Below are 17,450 nucleotides of genomic sequence, written 5' to 3'. Positions count from 1 at the left end.
CATTATGGTATTTGTAGCAAGATACAAAAGATATGTAAAAAAAGTTTTGCCGAACTGGATTTTGATGCTGCAAAAAGAGATGTCGCTCCTTTTTTGGCAAACACATAGCTCTTTGAAGTACTGAGTTTTTTCAAGCGATTACAGAAAAGTTAAAGATAGATTCATCTGCTATCAAGCCAGAGTAAATTAAATAAATAACAAAACGACCCCCTAATCGTTAGAGTTTTGGTCTAACCATTGGGGGTCGGTATACTTTTCAGCTGCTTAAAGCAGTTTTGATTTTACCATTGAATCCCGTTGCCATAGTATTCGCTGGGAGCATTGCTGGTCTGGACATTCAGAATGACAGGCATGTTTACCTGACCTTTGATCCAATCATGCAGACGCAGCGCGTCATCGGCACTAAGGGGAGTTCTGACGGTAACTTCGGCCATGAAACGGTCGTAGCCAAATGTACCGTCTTTCGTATCGTTATCTCGATGCAAGGCTGTTAGCGTGCCACCCCGGACAGACTGGATTTCCGGGAATAATAAAGGAGCCTGGCTGTTTAGAATCTGGATGACCTGCTGGTCTGCTGCAGCACGTTCGTAAGCTGGGTAATATTTACTGGTCAGCATCTTGTACGAAGCTTCTTTTTCGGCTTTGCCTTGTTTTTCTATACGTGAATTGATTAATCGCTGCACTTCCTCAGTGTTCAGATTCCTGTTTCCCTGGATAATAGAAAGAGATATGCCTTGAAGACGTGGATAGTTATTTATGTTCGATTTAAGCTGGTCTATTTGTTCTTCCGTCAGGACAGCCCCGACAAGATCAATTGTCAAGGTCTTATCTTTTAGTGTGTAAGAAACGACACTAGTTTTTTCAAAATTCATGTTTGTTTCTATAAAAGATTTGACCTGGACTTCCTGGAGCGCATCTTTTACCGTTAGATGAGCCATATAGATGCTTGGAATCGTAATTAATAGGCCGAGGATAACTAAAATGAGACGCTGTTTGCGAAAATGAGCTTCAGCGACATTGCCGTGAGGCGGGACTTTCAGAATCTTAAATATCAAGAACGAAGACAAGGCAATGAAAAAGGCATTGATGAAGAACAGGTACAAGGCACCCAGGAAAAACGTGTGGTTCCCGGAGGCCAGCCCATAGCCGGCCGTACAGAGGGGCGGCATCAGTGCCGTGGCGATGGCGACGCCGGGGATGACATTGCTCTTTTCTTTCCGCGTGTTCCCGACCGCACCGGCAATCCCGCCGCATAAGGCGACGAGGACATCCCAGATTGTCGGGGTAGTCCGGGCCAGGATTTCATCTGTCGGCGAGGTAAACGGCGAAAGGAGAAAATAAATCGAAGCGGTCAGCACGGCCAGGCCGACCTGGAAGGATAATTTGATGAGGGATTTGCGGATAAAAGGGACGTCATATGTGGCCATTCCGTAGCCCGTCGCTACGATACCGCCCATCAGCGGGGAAATGAGCATGGCGCCGATGATGACGGCGACGCTGTTCAAGTTCAGGCCGATGCAGGCGATCATGATGGCCATGACTAAGACGATCAAGTTCGTGCCTTCGATGGTGGCGTCGGATAAGATGCGCTGATTGATGACTTCCATCGGGGCTGAGTCGCCTTTCAAATCGATTAAGTTATTCCAGCGGTTCATGATTTTCCTCCTTGTCCGGGATGTACTTTATCTGTCAGGTATAAGTCGTGTTTGCCGGCTGCCAGCATCTTGACATATCGTTCATATTGACGGAGGACGTCGGTGATCAATTCATCTTTCTGCATATATTTGATGCTGTATCCGCGTCGGCCGTCGGCAAAATAACAAATGGGTTCATAATTTTCCTCTTCCGTAATGGTCGGGAAGGACAGGGAGCCGACGACAGTATCGGATACGTCATTGGCCCGGTAGCGGATGCCATAAATGAAATTGCGGAGGCTCCCGCTTTCGACAATCAATTCCCGGCAGGCCGTCTGACTATCATCACTGCCCTGGATGTGGACGGAAATTCCATTCCGCAGAAATTCCTGGCGCAGTTCCTGGAAAGCCGGGTCGACAGTCTGTTTGAGGAACTGCTGGAAATCGTCCAAGGTCCCGACGGATACGATTTTTTTCAGCCGGTCCTGCCAATGGGAGCCATCCCAGTAGACGGTACTTTCTGACAATTTTCTGCTGAAATAGGCGTTATCGATCGTCAAGCCCCGGAGCAGGCAGAACACCATCAGAATCATGATGACGGCAAAGGGCAGGGCGATGATGACGGTCATCGTCTGCAGGGCTTGGAGGCCGCCGGAATAGAGCAGGGCGATGGACAGCAGGGCAAGCAGGGTTCCCCATAAGACAGTCTGCCACTTGGGAAACGTATTCTTCCCTTGCGAGGCGATGCTGTTGATGACGAAAATCCCCGAGTCAGCCGAAGTGATAAAGAAAATGACGATGACCAGCAGGGCAATCAGCGAGGTGACCAGGGCCAGGGGGAATTGGTCCAGGAACAGGAATAAGAGCTTTTCCGTTTCCGCGGCGGCCTGGGTCAGGATGCCACCGGTCTGGCCGTCGACCCAGATGGCCCCGTTGCCGAACACGGTCATCCAGAAGATATTGAACAGGGTAGGGACCAGGAGGACGCAGACGACAAATTCGCGTATCGTGCGGCCTTTGGAAATCTTAGCGATGAAGAGACCGACGAAGGGCGCCCAGGAAATCCACCAGGCCCAATAGGTGATGGTCCAGTTCGTGAACCATTCTTCTTTGGTGCTTTCGTAGGCGAAAGTGCGGAAAGACAGTTCGATGATGTGTGTCAGATAGTAGCCTACGTTTTCTGTGAAGGCCGACAAGAGATATACCGTCGGGCCGGCGAAGAGGATGAACAGGAGCAGGGCGATGGCCAGGATCAGATTTCCCTGGCTCAGGTAACGGATCCCCTTACTTACGCCGGAAATGGCCGACAAGATGGCCAGGCCGACGGTGATGACAATCAAGAGGACGATGTGGGAAAAAGAGGCTGTCGAAAAAATGCCGACAGCACTCAGGCCGGCGTTGAGCTGCATGGCTCCGAAGCCCAGCGTCGTCGTCAGACCGAAAATCGTCGCACAGAGGGCGACGATATCGATCAGGTTGCCCCAGAAACCGTTCAGTCTATGCTTCAGGAGGGGATAAAAACCGGAACGCAGGGTTACGGGAAGCTGATAGCGGAATCCGAAATAGGCCAGGGCCAGGCCGATGATACCGTAAATCGCCCAGGCATGGATTCCCCAATGGAACAGGGTGTTCAGCATGGCTTCCTTCGTTTGGACCAGTGATGAAGCCGACCCGTGCAAGGGGGCCGATAAGTGGGAAATCGGTTCGGCTACACCAAAGAACATCAGGCCAATGCCCATACCGGCTGAAAACAGCATGCACAGCCAGGAAAAAAAGGAAAATTCTGGTTTTTCATCTTCGTTTCCCAATCGGATGTCACCGAGTTTTCCCAGGCATAAGATGACCAGGAAGAGGAAAAAGAAGGCGACGCAAAGAATATACACCCAGCTAAATGAACTGAATATATATTCCTTTACATTACTTAAAACCGCATCTGTACGGTCAGGAAAGAAGATACAGCTTATGATGACGATCCCAATGAATAAGATACTGGGCAGGACAATACTTGCCTGCAAGTTGTTTTTTGGAATTTTCAAAGAAAAACCACCTTTCCAAAATAAAAATGAAAGATATGAACAAATTAATTGTATTATATAAATTGTATCATATCGAAAAGTACGTGACAAATGGAAGGAATCATTGACTTTTTCCATGGCTTATGTCATTCTTAGTAAGTCAGACTATGTATTGATTGGGGGAAAACTATGATTTTGAATGGATTGATGGCGGTCTCCGATGCTTTGTGGGGGACGCCGATGATTGTCGTGCTGGTCAGTATGGGCTTGTATTTGAGTATCCGTTTTCATTTTTACTATAATTTCCGGCACATCGGGTTTCATTTCCGCAATACTTTTGGCAAGATGTTCCAGCACCATGGCAGCGGCCAGGGGTCGGTATCGGGGTTCGCCGCAGCTTGTACGGCCATGGCCAATACGATAGGCGTCGGCAATATCGGCGGCGTGGCGACGGCCATCGTTTCCGGCGGCCCCGGCGCCGTCTTCTGGATGTGGGTCTCGGGCTGTCTCGGCATGTCGACGAAGGCCTGCGAAATCATTTTGGGCCAGCGCTTCCGCGTCAAGTATTCTGAATCCATGGATGAATACATGTGCGACCGGTCCTTTGTCATGCGCAACGCCCTGGGCTGGCGGAAAGGGGCTTTCCTGTTGGCCATTGCCTGTTTTACCCTGGGTCCCTGGACGTGCAGCGTCCAGACGGAATCCGTCGTAGGCGCCCTGCGGGAAGCCTTCGGCATCGACCCGCTCTGGTCAGCCGCTTTTCTGGGCCTCACCTGTTTCGTCACCATCTTCGGCGGCTTGCGGCGCATTTCGGCCGTCATGGAACGGGTCGTGCCCATCATGGCCCTGCTCTACATCCTCGGCGGCCTGGCCATCCTCGTCCAGCATCTGCCGCAGGTACCGGAGACGCTGGAATTGATCGTCCGTCAATGATTTCTGGTTCCGTTTCCTGCCGGCGCAGGAACGAGGGGAAAATCCGCCTGTCGTCGCTTATGGGACGGTGCCTGTGAAAGGGGAAAGAAAATGAAAAGTACATTGAAACAGATTTTGGACCGCGAGGGCATCCTGGTCCTCGACGGCTCCATGGGGACAGCTTTGGAAAATCTCGGGGCCGATTTGAACAACAAACTGTGGACGGCCCGCGTCCTGGCCGCTCTGTCTGGCCAGTGCCGGCCCGTACGGGGCTTATTTGGCCGATGGGTCCGAATATAAGGGCCATTACGGCGTCAGTGCCGATACGCTGCGGGACTTCCATCGCCGCCGGGCGGAACTCCTGTGGCAGGCCGGTGCCGACGTCCTGCTCTTTGAAACGGAACCGTCCCTGATGGAAGCGGAAGTCGAAGCGCAGATCGCCGAAGAACTGGGCGCCCCCTATTGGATCAGCTTTTCCTGCTGCGACGGCCGCCACAACTGCGAAGGCCAGCTCCTGGCCGATTGTGCCCGCCAGCTGGCCCGTAACTATCCGCACCTGCAGGCCATCGGTGTCAACTGCACGAAGCCGGAATACATTGCCAGCCTCATCGGCGAATTGAAAAGGGCATCGGACCTTCCGATCATCGTCTACCCGAACAGTGGCGAAGAATACGACCCGCAGACCAAGACCTGGCACGGCGTCGGGACGGACCGCCGTTTCGGCGATTATGCCCTGGATTACATGAAAGCAGGTGCCGTCGCCGTCGGCGGCTGCTGTACGACCGTAGCCGACCACATCCGCCAAGTCGTCGCCGCCCGCAGGACGTATACGGGAAAATAATCGTTTATAGTACAGAGTTTGTAGTTTGCAGAAAAAAGAGGCTGTCTTCATGCGACAGCCTCTTTTGGCACTTCCTAGAACCACGTGCGTACGATGAACCAGGACAGGGCCAGGATGACGAAGGAGCAGGTGATGGCGCTGACCATGGGGCGGACGCCTTCTTTGGCGATGACTGAGAAGTTGACGTTCAGGCCCAGGGCGGCCATGGCCATGCCCAGGATGAGGTAAGCTATCTTGACCAGCATGGGGACGGCCAATCCGATGGCGGGGATATAGGAGCCGATGGCACTGGCTGCGATGAAGCCGCCCATGAACCAGGGGATGGGGACTTTGAATTTCTGATCCCTATCCTGGGACTGACGGCGCTGGCGCCAGGCTTCGACGATGCCCAGGATGATGGCGACCGGGGCCAGGAGCAGGACGCGGGATAATTTGGCGATGATGGCGCTGTCTGTCCCGACCGGGCCGGCACTGCCGCCGGCGGCGACGGCGTGGGCGATTTCATGGAGACTCAGGCCGGCCATGACGCCGAACTGGCTGTCCGTAAAGCCCAGGATGGGCTGGGCGAAGACTTCGATGAGTGTAAAGACCGTGCCCAGGATGGCTACGATGGCGACGGCCAGGACGGACTGGTCGGCCTTGGCCTTGAGGGCGCCGGACACGCCCATGACGGCGGCGGCGCCGCAGATGCTGCAGCCACAGGCCGTGAGCAGGGCCAATGTGTGGTCGACGCGAAGGGCACGGGCGGCGGCGTAATTGAGGGGAATCATGATGGCGACGACAAAGACCGCCGCTTCCAGACTTTGCAGACCGGCGCTGACCAGGACGATGAGATTCAGCTTGAACCCCAGGAAGATGATGCCGGCCCGGAGGAATTTGTTGGCAATGAAGCCCGTACTTTCCCGGGCTGCCAGGGTGACGGGACGGCAGACCTGGATGACCATGCCCAATAGCAGGGCCAGGACGAGATGGCCGATGAGGGAAAAGCCCGGCAGGGCTGCCAGGGATTGGCCGGCCAGGGAACAGGCCAGGGTCAGGACGACACCGAGCAGGGCGTGGCGCCAGTCGATCATAGTGGATAAATGCATGATGAAGTCACTCCTATACTGATATTTGAGATGACTCCAGTATAATCTGCCTCTTTCAATAAGTAAAATACTAGGATATAATATAATCTATAAGTATTTACCTATGAAATGAGGAGGAGAAGTCCATGACCTTGCGCCATTTCCGCATTTTCCTGGCTGTCTGCGAGCGGCTGAGCATGACCGAAGCGGCCCGCCAGCTCCACATCAGCCAGCCGTCAGTCACCCAGGCCATCCATGAAATGGAAAACCATTACGGCATATTGTTATTCGAACGCCTGGGTCGTCATATTTACCTGACCGCTGCCGGCGAGAACTTGAAACAGTATGCCTATCAGATTTTATCGCTCTGCCAGCAGGCTGAAGACAGCCTGACGGCCATGCAGCATCAGCTGCCAATCCGCCTGGGCGTCAGCATCACCATTGGCGACATCTTCCTGGTCGAACTCCTGACGCATTGCCGTCAGATACATCCTGAATGGGACATCCTGTCGGCTATCCACAATACGGAGGAACTGGAACAGCTCCTGATGGAAGATAAACTGGACCTGGCCCTTGTCGAAGGACGAGTCCATTCGCCATACCTCGTATCCCGGCCCATCCTTACGGATTATCTGACCCTCATCGCTTCGCCGAACAGCGAATGGAGCCGTAAGGCCATTACAGCGCCGCAGGACCTGGACGACCTGCCCGTCTTCGTCCGCGAACAGGGAAGCGGCACGCGGGACCTCTTTGAGCGCGTCCTGGAAGACCACCACCTGACCTGCCGCATCATCGGCGTCTACAATAACTCCGAAGCCATCAAGAAAGCCGTCATGGCCAACCTGGGGCTCGCCGTCTTGTCCCGCCGCCTGGTCCAGGACGAAATCAAAACGGGCCGCCTCGTCGAACTCCCCTTGCCAGGTATTGAATTCAAGCGCCATTTCCGCCTAGTACATCACAAAAACAAATACCTGACACAGCCCATGCAGGACCTCATATCCATCTGCTGCCACAGTGATGAATGGCTGTGATGGGACAAAAAATGACCGCCATCCGTCTGCCGACGGAGCGGTCATTTTTGATTGATTTATTTCTTTTCCTTCGTGCTTTTGCCGACGATGTAGGGCGGGCGGCCTTTGCTTTCGTTATAGATGCGGCCGACATATTCGCCGAGGATGCCCATGAAGGTGAACTGGACGCCGCCGATGAAGAGGATGAGGGAGATGAGGGACGGATAGCCTGGGACGTCTTCGCCGAAGAGTAGGGTGCGCAGGACGATGAAGACGAGATAGATGGCGGCGACGATGGCCAGGAAACAGCCGGTAAAGGCGGCGATGCGCAAAGGCGCCGTCGTGAAGCTGGTAATGCCGTCGATGGCCAGGTTGAAGAGCTTCCAGTAGTTCCACTTGGTCTTGCCCGCAGCCCGGGGCGGCCGGTCAAAGAGGATTTCTTTCTTCTCGAAGCCAATCCAGCTGAACAGGCCCTTGGTATAGCGCTGACATTCGCGCAGGCTGCGCAGGGCCTTGACGCAGCGCCTGTCGAGCAGGCGGAAGTCGCCGACGTCTTCCTGGACCGGGACGGGGGACAATTTCTTGAGCAGGCGGTAATAGACATGGCTCGACCACTTCTTGAAAAACGTTTCCCCTTCGCGGCGCCGGCGGCGGGCCGAGACGTCGCGGTAGCCTTTTTCCCACCAGGCGATCATGTCCGGCAGGAGTTCCGGCGGGTCCTGGAGGTCGGCGTCCATGATGACCAGGGCGTCGCCTTCGGCGTAGTCCATGCCGGCCAGCATGGCTGCTTCCTTGCCGAAGTTGCGCGACAGGGATACGTAGGCCACGCGCTTATCTTTTTCGTGGAGCTGGCGCAGGATGGGCAGGGTCTGGTCGCGGCTGCCGTCGTTGACGAAGATGAAGGTAAAGGCGTAGTCTGGCAGGGCGTCGATGACGGCGCACGTCCGCTGATAGAACTGGGGCAGGACGGCTTCTTCGTTATAACAGGGGACGAGGATGTCGATTTGCTTCATCGTTTGTCACCTCCGGCGGCGGCCCGGTTCAGGAGGACGGTATAGTCTTCGACATCGAGGCGCTGGGCCGGAACCGTTCCCAAAACGCGCAGGGCTTCGTCGCGGTATTTCGGCTGGACGACGACGATAGCCGGCTGGTCGCTGTTCCAGAGGTCATACAAGTCCTGGCTGCCGTAGTACATGTTCGTCTGGTCCGTATGATGGATGCCGAATTCCAGCTCGCCCATGAAGTTGCCGGCGGCGATGGGACGATCCAGATAGTAGACCAGGCCTGGCATGAACGAGCCATACATGATGATCGGCGTGCTGTCCGGGACGTTCAGGGACCGGATGTCCTGGCTGACTGTATAGGCCGTCTGATGGTCGTGAATCTGGCCCTGGATCTGATGGGCGCCGAGGCCGAAGCCATAGGCCATGCAGCTGAGGATGACCAGGACCGAGAGGAAGTCCTTCTTGCGATGCCAGACCCAGGCCGCTGCCAGGGTGCCGACGAAGAGCGAGGCGATGAGCAGGCCGCCGTGGGTCAGGAAGTCGGCGACGGTCAGGAAATCGGTGTGCATGAGGTAGGCGATGCCCGCTGCCGTGAACAGCAGGCAGAGGATGGCATTTATGAGAAAACTGTGGCCGAGCCAGCGCCCTTCCTGACGGCACCGTTCGATGGACGCGGCCAGGAGGACCGACAAGGGCAGCCAGCAGGGCAGGATGTACGTCGGCAGTTTCGAGTCGGAAATACTGTAGAAGACGTAAATCAGGCCGGCCCAGAGGGCGAGCAGCAGCAGGTCCCTCTTATGCCGCAGGGAACCGGGCTTGCGGAAAATCCCGTCTTTGCTGAAGAACGTCGCCACGAAGCCCGTCCAGGGCATGAGGCCGGCGATGAGGACCGGGACGAAGTAGTACCAGGGATGGAAGCGTTCGTGCATCTTGGTGGCGAAGCGCAGAAAGTGTTCGCGGATGAAGAAGAAATAGAAGAAGTCCGGATTCTTCTGGCAGACCAGGTAGTACCAGGGCACGGCGATGACCAGGAAGAGGATGATGCCCGGCAGGTAGAAGAGTTTGAGGAAGAGGCGCGGCCGCTTGCTCAGCAGGGCATACCAGAAGAGGATGCCAAAGGGGAAGACGATGGCGATGAGGCCTTTCGTGAGCATGCCGAAACCCATGGCAGCGTAGAAGACGAGCAGGTATTTCTTGTTTTCCGTCCGTTCAAAGACGTAGAACGAGACCAGGCAGGCATCGATGAAAAAGGTCAGGGCCATGTCCATGACGCCGATAGAGGCGACGATGAGCTGCAGTGCCGACGTAGCCACGATGACGGCAGCCAGGAGCCCTGTGCGCTGGTTGTACATGGTCTTGGCCAGCCAGAAGGCCAGGAAGACGTTACCAAGGCCCGTCAGGGCCGGCAGGATGCGGCCCGTGAATTCACGGATGCCAAAGAGCTCCATGGACAGGGCCGTGACCCAGTATTGGAAAATAGGCTTCTCGAAATAGGGCATGTAATCGAAGTGGGGCGTGATGTAGTCGCCGGACAGGACCATTTCCATGGCGACCCGGTGATAGCGTCCTTCGTCGAGGTCGATGAGATGATACGACCCGATGTGGGCCAGGTACAAAAAGGCCGCAGCGGCGATGAACAGGCCCATCAGAAAGCGCCGGTGGCGGCGAAGTGCGTCAGTCATAACTTACCTCCTATGTATATCTTTATCTATAGTATACAGGAGAAATATAAATAAATCCTAAATGGCTTGACGATTTTACGGATTTTCTACGAAACGGCGCAGAAGTTGTGACAATTCTTCTCATCGTGTCATGGACAGACCCGGTATCAGCCGTTATAATGGAAGAAATAGATATTTTCGGAAGGAGCGATTCTTATGTTACATATTGGCTTGACCGGCGGCATTGCCTCCGGCAAAAGTACTGTCGTCACCATGCTGCGCGAATTGGGGGCAGGTATCGTCGACTGCGACGTCATTGCCCACGACGTCGTCGAACCCGGTTCAGAAGGACTTGCGGCCGTCGCTGCGGCTTTTGGGCCGAAGACGCTCTTAGCCGACGAATCCATGGACCGGGCCTACATCGGCAGCGTCGTCTTTGGCGATAAGGCGAAGAAAGCGCAGCTTGAAGCCATTCTTTTCCCCCTCATCCATGCCGGTATCGACGAGGAAATCAAAAAAATTGAAGAAAATCAAAAAAAATCGGTCATTTTCCTTGACATGCCCCTGCTTTATGAGGTAAAATACGATTCGTACGTTGACGAAACGTGGCTGGTGTACGTCGATCCGGTAACGCAGCTTACACGGCTGATGAAGCGGAACGGCTATTCCGAAAGTGAAGCACTGGCACGGATTCATGCACAGCTTCCTATCGACGAAAAACGGTCTTTAGCACAGGTCATCATTGACAATACCGGCTCTCCGGAAGAGACGCAGAAACAGGTGTTCGTCGCATGGCAGGCCTTGATGGACCGCATCAAAGGGTAGGGAGAAGACGTTGAGAAAAAGAGCAAGCACCAAAGGGAAAATCATCATAGCGGCATTATTGATATGTCTGTCCGCATCGTACTTTTATTCTTGGAAAGATGATGTCATGCGGAAGTTCGTATACCCCCTCCAGTATGATTACCTGGTCCGGCAGTATGCGTATGAAGACAAAGTCGATCCCGCCCTGGTAGCCTCCGTCATCTTAGTGGAAAGCAAGTTTGACGAACGGGCTGCTTCTCAGCCTGGTGCCCATGGCCTCATGCAGATCATGCCCGACACGGCACAATGGATTGCCGATGAAATGGGGATGACCGATTATACGCCTGAAAAACTCAGCGACGTCCGTACAAACATCAGGTTGGGAACCTGGTATCTGGCCTACTTATTGAAGGAATACGACGGGAATCAAGTGCTGGCCTTGGCTGCGTATAATGCCGGCCGGGGACATGTCGACTCGTGGATCCGGAAATATGGCTGGACGAAAAATTTTCAAGAAATTGAAAAAATCCCCTTTTCAGAAACGCGAGAATATGTTAAAATAGTCTTGCTGAACGAAAAGCATTACAAACAGCTTTACGATTTCTGAGTTATGCGGTTGTGGCGGAATGGCAGACGCGCTGTCTTCAGGCGGCAGTGATCTTCGATCGTGCGGGTTCAACTCCCGCCAACCGCACCATTTTTACTATGGATGCTACATTGATTGAAACACTCAAACAATGGAATATCACGACTGTTCTCCCACTTTCAGTGGGAGATTTTCAGTTATTGGAAGAATATCGCATGATTGAGAAAGACGGCAAGCCCGTCGAGTATCGCCTGTTCACATATGAGAACAAGGAGAACGGCTGGACCGTGCGGGCTATCTTCAATCCCGAATCGGAAGAATTCTCTATCCGGACGGACATCGGCATGCTGGAATTCGCCCTCATCGAATTCATCACCGATTCCTTCGAGCTCTTCCGGTCCATGGTCGAAGAACGGCTGGCCCGGATCATTTACGACGATTATGTCGAACGGAGTCGTAACTTCAGCGTCATCCTCCAGAACAAGGGCGTTCCCGGCGTCCAATGGGATGCGTTCCTGCCGGAGCAGCATCAGGGCTTCCGGCGGATCGTCAAGCCTAATGATGCTGTGCGCATCATTAATGGCTCCTATATGATCCTGGCCTACTATGACGCGGCGACGCGCAGCGGCCTGTCGCTGATGTACAATCTCCTGCGCGATGACTTCTTTGCCGAACGGCGCGTGCAGAACTTCCCCAACCTGGTCCATGACTTCGATACGTCATCCCTGAAAGAGCTGGAGAAAGCCTTGCAGAAACGGCTCCTGCCCGTCCTCGACGAAATCGCCGCTGATCGGGACAAATCGTTGTCAGAATGAGCAGACAGTGGTATACTAAAAGTAATTTAGATGTTTAGATGCGAAGAGTGGGTGAAAGCCCACTCTTAACTTTTACCTGTAGGAAATTTTGAAGATAAGCTGGTGAATACGATGAGACGTGAACACATTGAAGATTTGATTGCCAAGGAAGTAGAACAGATTATCGAAGGGACTGACCTGGAGCTGGTCGACGTCGAATACGTGCGCGAACGGAACTGGTACCTGCGCGTATTCATTGATAAAGAAGGTGGTGTCGACCTGGAAGACTGCCAGGCTGTCAGCGAGAAGCTGAGCAAGGTACTCGATGAAAAAGACCCGATCAGCGACAACTATCTCCTGGAAGTATCGTCGCCGGGACTGGACCGCATCCTCAAGAAGGATAAGGACTTCGTCCGCTACGCTGGCCGGTCCGTCGATATCCATTTCTTTAAGGCCCGCAACGGCGTCAAGGACCTGACGGCAGACCTTGTCAAAAAGACTGATGACGGACATCTCATCGTCCAGGTCGATGACCGTGAAGATAAGATAGACATGAAAGAAATATCGCAAGTCCGTTTGCATATTGATTTTTAGTGGAGGTTATTAACGTGAATAAAGAATTGCTCAATGCTATTGCTTACTTATCTAAAGAGAAAGGCGTATCTGCGGATGTCATCTGTGATTCCCTGGAAGCCGTCCTGATCACGGCCTACAAGAAGGAACCCGATGCCAACCCGACAGCCGAAGTCGAACTGAACCGCTCGACGGGCGACTATGCCATCAAGGCTGCCAAGACCGTCGTCGATGAAGTCGAAGACCCGCATACGGAAATCTCTCTCGATAAGGCCCGCCTCATTGATGTCAATTACGAAGTCGGCGATATCGTCAACGTCGATGTCACGCCGGACAATTTCGGCCGCATCGCCGCCCAGGCTGCCAAACAGGTCATGATTCAGCGCCTGCGCGAAGCGGAACGCAACATCGTCTATGATGAATTCTCGGACCGCACGGACGACATCATCACGGGTATCATCCAGCGCATCGAGAACCGCAACGTCTACGTCGACCTGGGCAAGGCCGAAGCCATCCTGCCGGCATCGGAACAGATCCCGACGGAAACGTACAGCGTCGGCCAGCGCATCAAGTGCTATGTCGTCGAAGTCCGCAAGACGACGAAAGGCGCCCAGATTCTTGTATCCCGGACCCATCCGGGCCTCTTGAAGCGCCTCTTTGAACTGGAAGTACCGGAAATCTACGAAGGCGTCGTCGAACTGAAGTCCGTCGCCCGCGAACCGGGCCGCCGTTCCAAGATCGCCGTCTATTCCCGCGATGCCAATGTCGATTCCGTCGGTGCCTGCGTCGGCCCGAAAGGCTCGCGCGTCCAGAACATCGTCTCGGAATTGCAGAATGAAAAGATCGACATCGTCAAATGGGATGAAGACCCGGCGGTCTACATCGCCAACGCCCTCAGCCCGGCTCAGGTCATTTCGGTCACGGTCGATGAAGACGAAAAATCGTCGAGCGTCGTCGTACCGGATTACCAGCTGTCCCTGGCCATCGGCAAGGCCGGCCAGAACGCCCGCCTGGCTGCGAAACTGACCAACTGGAAGATCGACATCAAGAGCGAAAGCCAGGCTGCCGAACTGGCTGCCCAGGCAGAAGCTCCGCAGGACAGTGAACCGGCCGATGACATCGACATCCTCAGCGACCTGGCCATGCCGGCAGCTGACGAAGGTACAGCCGATACGGAAGGAGAATGAGCCATGAAGACCCGAAAGACTCCCATGCGCGTCTGTGCCGGCTGTCAGGAACAGAAGAGCAAGAAGGAAATGATCCGCGTCGTCCGCACGCCGGAAGGCGCTGTCGAGATCGACAAGACCGGCAAGAAGTCCGGCCGCGGCGTCTATCTCTGCCCGAACAGCGAATGCCTGGAAAAAGCCTACAAGGAACATCGCCTGGAACGGTCCCTGAAGACCAAAGTGTCCAGCGAAATCTATGAACAGCTGAGAAAGGAACTGCTGTGAGCGACAAGGTCCTGAATCTCCTCGGCCTTGCCTGCCGGGCTGGCAAGACCGTCTGCGGTGATGGAGCCGCACAGAAAACATTGAAGCGCCGGCGCGTCCCGCTCTTATTCCTGGCCTCCGACGGCGGCAGCGATAACGTCGAAAAGTATCGCCGCCTGGCGGAGCGGAAAGGGATCACCGTCGTTGATACATATACGAAAGATGAATTAGGCAGTGCCGTCGGCAAAGCCCAGAGCGTCATCATCCTCATTGATGACAAAGGCTTCGCCGGGGCCATAGAGAAAGTGAAGCGTGATGAATAGAAGGGGGTAACTAGATGACGAAACGAGTATACGAAGCCGCAAAAGAATACGGCGTTCCCGCAAAGACAGTAATCAAGACGCTGGCAGATCATCACATCAAAGCCGGTAATTTCACCGGTATTGACGCCAATATGAAGTCCATCCTCGATGCATCCTTCAAGAAGGGTGCCAAAGGGGAAGCACAGCGTGGACATAAACAGGAAAATAAACAGACAGGGGAAGGAACTAGCCGAAAAGTGAACGAAACGAGCCGACAGAACAAAAATAAAAAACAGGGCAATACGCCGAAACAGAATAACCAGAATCATGACAAGAAACGCCAGAACCAGGGCAATGGGCAGAACCAGCCGAACCGAGCTGCTAAGAGCACCCAGGGCCAGAACCAGGGCAATCGTCCGCAGAACCATAAAGGCGGCAGCAACGGCGGCCAGAGCAGCCAGGGTCAGCAGGGCGACAACAAGCGCACCAAGTATTTTGGTCATTCTCAGGGCGGCAATGACAACCGCAGTGGCAACAAGAACAAGCGCGGCGGCCAGAATAACCGCAATAACAACAAGAATAACGGCGGCAACCGTCCCCATACGCTGTTGTCCAATGTCCTGAACAAAGGCAAGCACAACAAGAACAAGCGCAACCAGAAGCATCAGGCACCGGTAGCGCAGGAAGCTCCGAAGAAGAAGAAGAATTATCCGACGGCTATCGAACTGCCGGAAACAATCATCGTCAAGGACTTTGCCGAACGCCTGGGCCGCGATGTCGGCGAAGTCATGAAGAAGCTCCTCATGGGCGGCATCATGGCGACGATCAACCAGGAACTGGATTTCGATACGGCCTCCCTCATTGCCGATGAATTCGGCGTCACCGTCACCAAGGAAGCACCGCCGGAAGACCCGACGGAAATCGAAGAAGTCATCGACCCGCCGGAAACCCTCAAGACCCGTCCGCCTGTCGTCACCATCATGGGCCACGTCGACCACGGCAAGACGAGCCTCCTCGACGCCATCCGTCAGACCAATGTCACCAGCCACGAAGCCGGCGGCATTACCCAGCACATCGGGGCTTATCAGGTCCGCTACCAGGGCAAGAAAATCACCTTCATGGATACGCCGGGCCACGAAGCTTTCACGGCCATGCGTGCCCGCGGCGCCCAGGTTACGGATATCGCCGTCCTCGTCGTCGCAGCTGACGACGGTGTCATGCCGCAGACTGTCGAATCCATCAACCATGCCAAATCGGCTGGCGTCCCCATCATCGTCGCTATCAACAAGATCGATAAGGAAAGCGCCAATCCGGAACACGTCATGCAGCAGCTGACGGAATACGGCCTGGTCAGTGAAGACTGGGGCGGCGACACCATCATGGTCCCCGTTTCGGCACATAAGAAAATCGGCCTCGACGACCTCTTGGAAAATATCCTCGTCCTGGCAGAAGTACAGGACCTCAAGGCCAACCCGAACCGTCCGGCTCAGGGTGTCGTCATCGAAGCCAAGCTGGATAAAGGACGCGGCCCGGTCGCTTCCGTCCTCATCCAGAAAGGGACCCTCCGCGTCGGCGATACGATCATCGTCGGCACCTGCTTCGGCAAGGTCCGCGCCATGAACAACGAACGGGGCGAACGCGTCAAGAAAGCGGAACCGTCCATTCCGGTCGAAATCCTCGGCCTCAACGACGTACCGGAAGCCGGCGATATCCTTAACGTCACCGACGAAAAGACGGCCCGTTCCGTTGCTGAAAAACGCTTGGAAAAGAAACGTTCGTCCGAACTCCACGTCAATGCCAAAGTCACCCTGGATGACCTGTTCAACCAGATCCAGCAGGGCGAATTGAAGGAACTGCCCCTCATCATCAAAGGCGACGTCCAGGGTTCCGTCGAAGCCCTGAGCCAGTCCCTCATGGGCATCAAGAGCGACGAAGTCCGCATCTCCATCGTCCATGCCGGCGTCGGCGCCATTAACGAATCGGATATCATGCTGGCTTCGGCATCGAACGCCCTGATCATCGGCTTCAACGTCCGCCCCGATGCGGCAGCCCGCAAGATGGCAGAACATGAAAAAGTCGACATGCGCATGTACCGCGTCATTTACGACGCCATCAACGACGTCGAAGCGGCTATCAAAGGGATGCTGGAAAAGAAATACGAAGAAAAGATCATCGGCCGTGCCGAAGTCCGTAAAGTCATTACGACGCCGAAAGTCATCGTCGGCGGTTCCTATGTCAAGGAAGGCAAGATCACCAGCACGTCCAAGATCCGCCTCATCCGCAACGGCATCGTCGTCCACGAAGGTGAAATCGACGGCCTGCGCCGTTTTAAAGATGATGTCAAGGAAGTCGCAGCCGGCTACGAATGCGGCATTACCCTGGAAAAATACCGCGACATCAAGGAAGGCGACGAAATCGAAGCCTACGAAATGGTCGAAGTCGAACCCGAATAAAGGGAGGTACGTACTATGGGAGAATTACGAGTACGCAAGATACAGGAATTTATCAAACAGGAAGTATCGAAGATGCTCCTGAATGAACTGAAAGATCCGCGCATCGGTTTCGTCACCGTCACCGATGCCCGCATCACCGGCGACCTGCGCGATGCGACAGTCTACGTCAGCCTCTTCGGCAGCGACGAAGCCAAGCAGGAAACGCTGAAAGCCCTGAAGAGCGCGACCGGCTATATCCGCACGGAAGTCGGCAAGCGCCTGGGTATCCGCTATTCGCCGACCATTGTGTTTAAAGAAGATACATCCCTCGATTACGGGATGAAGATCGATAAGATTCTTCGCGACATTGAAAAGAAGGACTGAT

Annotated in this window: 18 protein-coding genes and 1 tRNA gene; 14 read left to right on the top strand and 5 right to left on the bottom strand. The window is 54.5% G+C overall.

Annotated elements, in window-relative coordinates:
• Positions 1-281: 281 nt before the first annotated feature.
• On the bottom strand, positions 282-1,655 hold the full coding sequence (locus ACFWUB_RS02405) for a DUF389 domain-containing protein (protein WP_416184159.1): 1,374 nt from the start codon (positions 1,653-1,655) through the stop codon (positions 282-284).
• A complete protein-coding gene (locus ACFWUB_RS02400) occupies positions 1,652-3,649 on the bottom strand; it encodes a BCCT family transporter (RefSeq protein WP_416184378.1) in 1,998 nt (665 codons plus the stop codon). The genes ACFWUB_RS02405 and ACFWUB_RS02400 overlap by 4 nt, the downstream gene beginning before the upstream one ends.
• A 189-nt stretch (positions 3,650-3,838) precedes the next feature.
• On the opposite strand from ACFWUB_RS02400, the gene ACFWUB_RS02395 reads away from it, so the two are divergent.
• The 3 genes from ACFWUB_RS02395 to ACFWUB_RS02385 all read left to right on the top strand — a co-directional run bounded on the left by ACFWUB_RS02395 (position 3,839) and on the right by ACFWUB_RS02385 (position 5,402).
• Positions 3,839-4,582, top strand: a complete 744-nt coding sequence (locus tag ACFWUB_RS02395; RefSeq protein WP_292108132.1) for an alanine:cation symporter family protein — start codon at positions 3,839-3,841, stop codon at positions 4,580-4,582.
• 90 nt (positions 4,583-4,672) lie between these two features.
• Positions 4,673-4,861 (top strand): hypothetical protein, encoded by a 189-nt coding sequence (locus ACFWUB_RS02390; RefSeq protein ID WP_292108131.1) that lies wholly within the window; start codon positions 4,673-4,675, stop codon positions 4,859-4,861.
• On the top strand, positions 4,839-5,402 hold the full coding sequence (locus ACFWUB_RS02385) for a homocysteine S-methyltransferase family protein (RefSeq protein ID WP_301877080.1): 564 nt from the start codon (positions 4,839-4,841) through the stop codon (positions 5,400-5,402). The genes ACFWUB_RS02390 and ACFWUB_RS02385 overlap by 23 nt, the downstream gene beginning before the upstream one ends.
• A 74-nt stretch (positions 5,403-5,476) precedes the next feature.
• Here ACFWUB_RS02385 and ACFWUB_RS02380 read toward each other — a convergent pair whose 3' ends face one another.
• On the bottom strand, positions 5,477-6,490 hold the full coding sequence (locus tag ACFWUB_RS02380) for a YeiH family protein (RefSeq protein ID WP_416184158.1): 1,014 nt from the start codon (positions 6,488-6,490) through the stop codon (positions 5,477-5,479).
• Between the two features lie 125 nt (positions 6,491-6,615).
• Here ACFWUB_RS02380 and ACFWUB_RS02375 point away from each other — a divergent pair, with 125 nt between their 5' ends.
• On the top strand, positions 6,616-7,500 hold the full coding sequence (locus tag ACFWUB_RS02375; RefSeq protein WP_416184157.1) for a LysR family transcriptional regulator: 885 nt from the start codon (positions 6,616-6,618) through the stop codon (positions 7,498-7,500).
• A 56-nt stretch (positions 7,501-7,556) separates the two neighbouring features.
• Here ACFWUB_RS02375 and ACFWUB_RS02370 read toward each other — a convergent pair whose 3' ends face one another.
• Both ACFWUB_RS02370 and ACFWUB_RS02365 read right to left on the bottom strand, forming a co-directional pair.
• Positions 7,557-8,492 carry a glycosyltransferase family 2 protein gene (locus tag ACFWUB_RS02370; RefSeq protein ID WP_302681485.1) on the bottom strand — a complete coding sequence of 312 codons (936 nt, stop codon included), beginning with the start codon at positions 8,490-8,492 and terminating at the stop codon, positions 7,557-7,559.
• The gene (locus ACFWUB_RS02365) at positions 8,489-10,165 is read right to left on the bottom strand and encodes a glycosyltransferase family 39 protein (RefSeq protein ID WP_296820166.1); all 1,677 of its coding nucleotides are present in this window, start codon (positions 10,163-10,165) and stop codon (positions 8,489-8,491) included. The genes ACFWUB_RS02370 and ACFWUB_RS02365 overlap by 4 nt, the downstream gene beginning before the upstream one ends.
• Before the next feature lie 195 nt (positions 10,166-10,360).
• On the opposite strand from ACFWUB_RS02365, the gene coaE reads away from it, so the two are divergent.
• The 10 genes from coaE (at position 10,361) to rbfA (ending at position 17,449) form a co-directional block, all read left to right on the top strand.
• A complete protein-coding gene (gene coaE / locus ACFWUB_RS02360) occupies positions 10,361-10,969 on the top strand; it encodes a dephospho-CoA kinase (protein ID WP_416184156.1) in 609 nt (202 codons plus the stop codon).
• 10 nt (positions 10,970-10,979) lie between these two features.
• Complete coding sequence (locus tag ACFWUB_RS02355; protein ID WP_292297435.1) at positions 10,980-11,555, top strand: lytic transglycosylase domain-containing protein; 576 nt, start codon at positions 10,980-10,982, stop codon at positions 11,553-11,555.
• 5 nt (positions 11,556-11,560) lie between these two features.
• A tRNA-Leu gene (locus ACFWUB_RS02350) sits at positions 11,561-11,645 on the top strand.
• Positions 11,646-11,734: 89 nt separating this feature from the next.
• Positions 11,735-12,349: a hypothetical protein gene (locus ACFWUB_RS02345; RefSeq protein ID WP_292297434.1), complete on the top strand. Its 615-nt coding sequence runs from the start codon at positions 11,735-11,737 to the stop codon at positions 12,347-12,349.
• A gap of 111 nt (positions 12,350-12,460) precedes the next feature.
• A complete protein-coding gene (gene rimP, locus ACFWUB_RS02340) occupies positions 12,461-12,922 on the top strand; it encodes a ribosome maturation factor RimP (protein ID WP_416184155.1) in 462 nt (153 codons plus the stop codon).
• A 14-nt stretch (positions 12,923-12,936) separates the two neighbouring features.
• Positions 12,937-14,088, top strand: coding sequence for a transcription termination factor NusA (gene nusA / locus ACFWUB_RS02335; RefSeq protein ID WP_416184154.1), 1,152 nt, complete (start codon positions 12,937-12,939; stop codon positions 14,086-14,088).
• Between the two features lie 3 nt (positions 14,089-14,091).
• A complete protein-coding gene (rnpM, locus tag ACFWUB_RS02330) occupies positions 14,092-14,352 on the top strand; it encodes an RNase P modulator RnpM (RefSeq protein WP_292261031.1) in 261 nt (86 codons plus the stop codon).
• A complete protein-coding gene (locus ACFWUB_RS02325; protein WP_292261028.1) occupies positions 14,349-14,654 on the top strand; it encodes a L7Ae/L30e/S12e/Gadd45 family ribosomal protein in 306 nt (101 codons plus the stop codon). Before rnpM ends, ACFWUB_RS02325 begins: the two co-directional genes overlap by 4 nt.
• Positions 14,655-14,668: 14 nt before the next feature.
• Entirely contained in the window at positions 14,669-17,086 is a 2,418-nt protein-coding gene (gene infB, locus ACFWUB_RS02320; RefSeq protein WP_416184153.1) for a translation initiation factor IF-2, read from the top strand.
• A gap of 15 nt (positions 17,087-17,101) precedes the next feature.
• On the top strand, positions 17,102-17,449 hold the full coding sequence (rbfA, locus tag ACFWUB_RS02315; RefSeq protein ID WP_072982909.1) for a 30S ribosome-binding factor RbfA: 348 nt from the start codon (positions 17,102-17,104) through the stop codon (positions 17,447-17,449).
• Position 17,450: the final 1 nt, after the last annotated feature.

It is taken from the genome of Megasphaera sp., assembly GCF_047831605.1.
Taxonomy (GTDB): Bacteria; Bacillota; Negativicutes; order Veillonellales; family Megasphaeraceae; genus Megasphaera; species Megasphaera intestinihominis.
The sequence above is the reverse complement of the archived record's forward strand: the minus strand, read 5'-3'. Positions and strand labels throughout refer to the sequence as shown.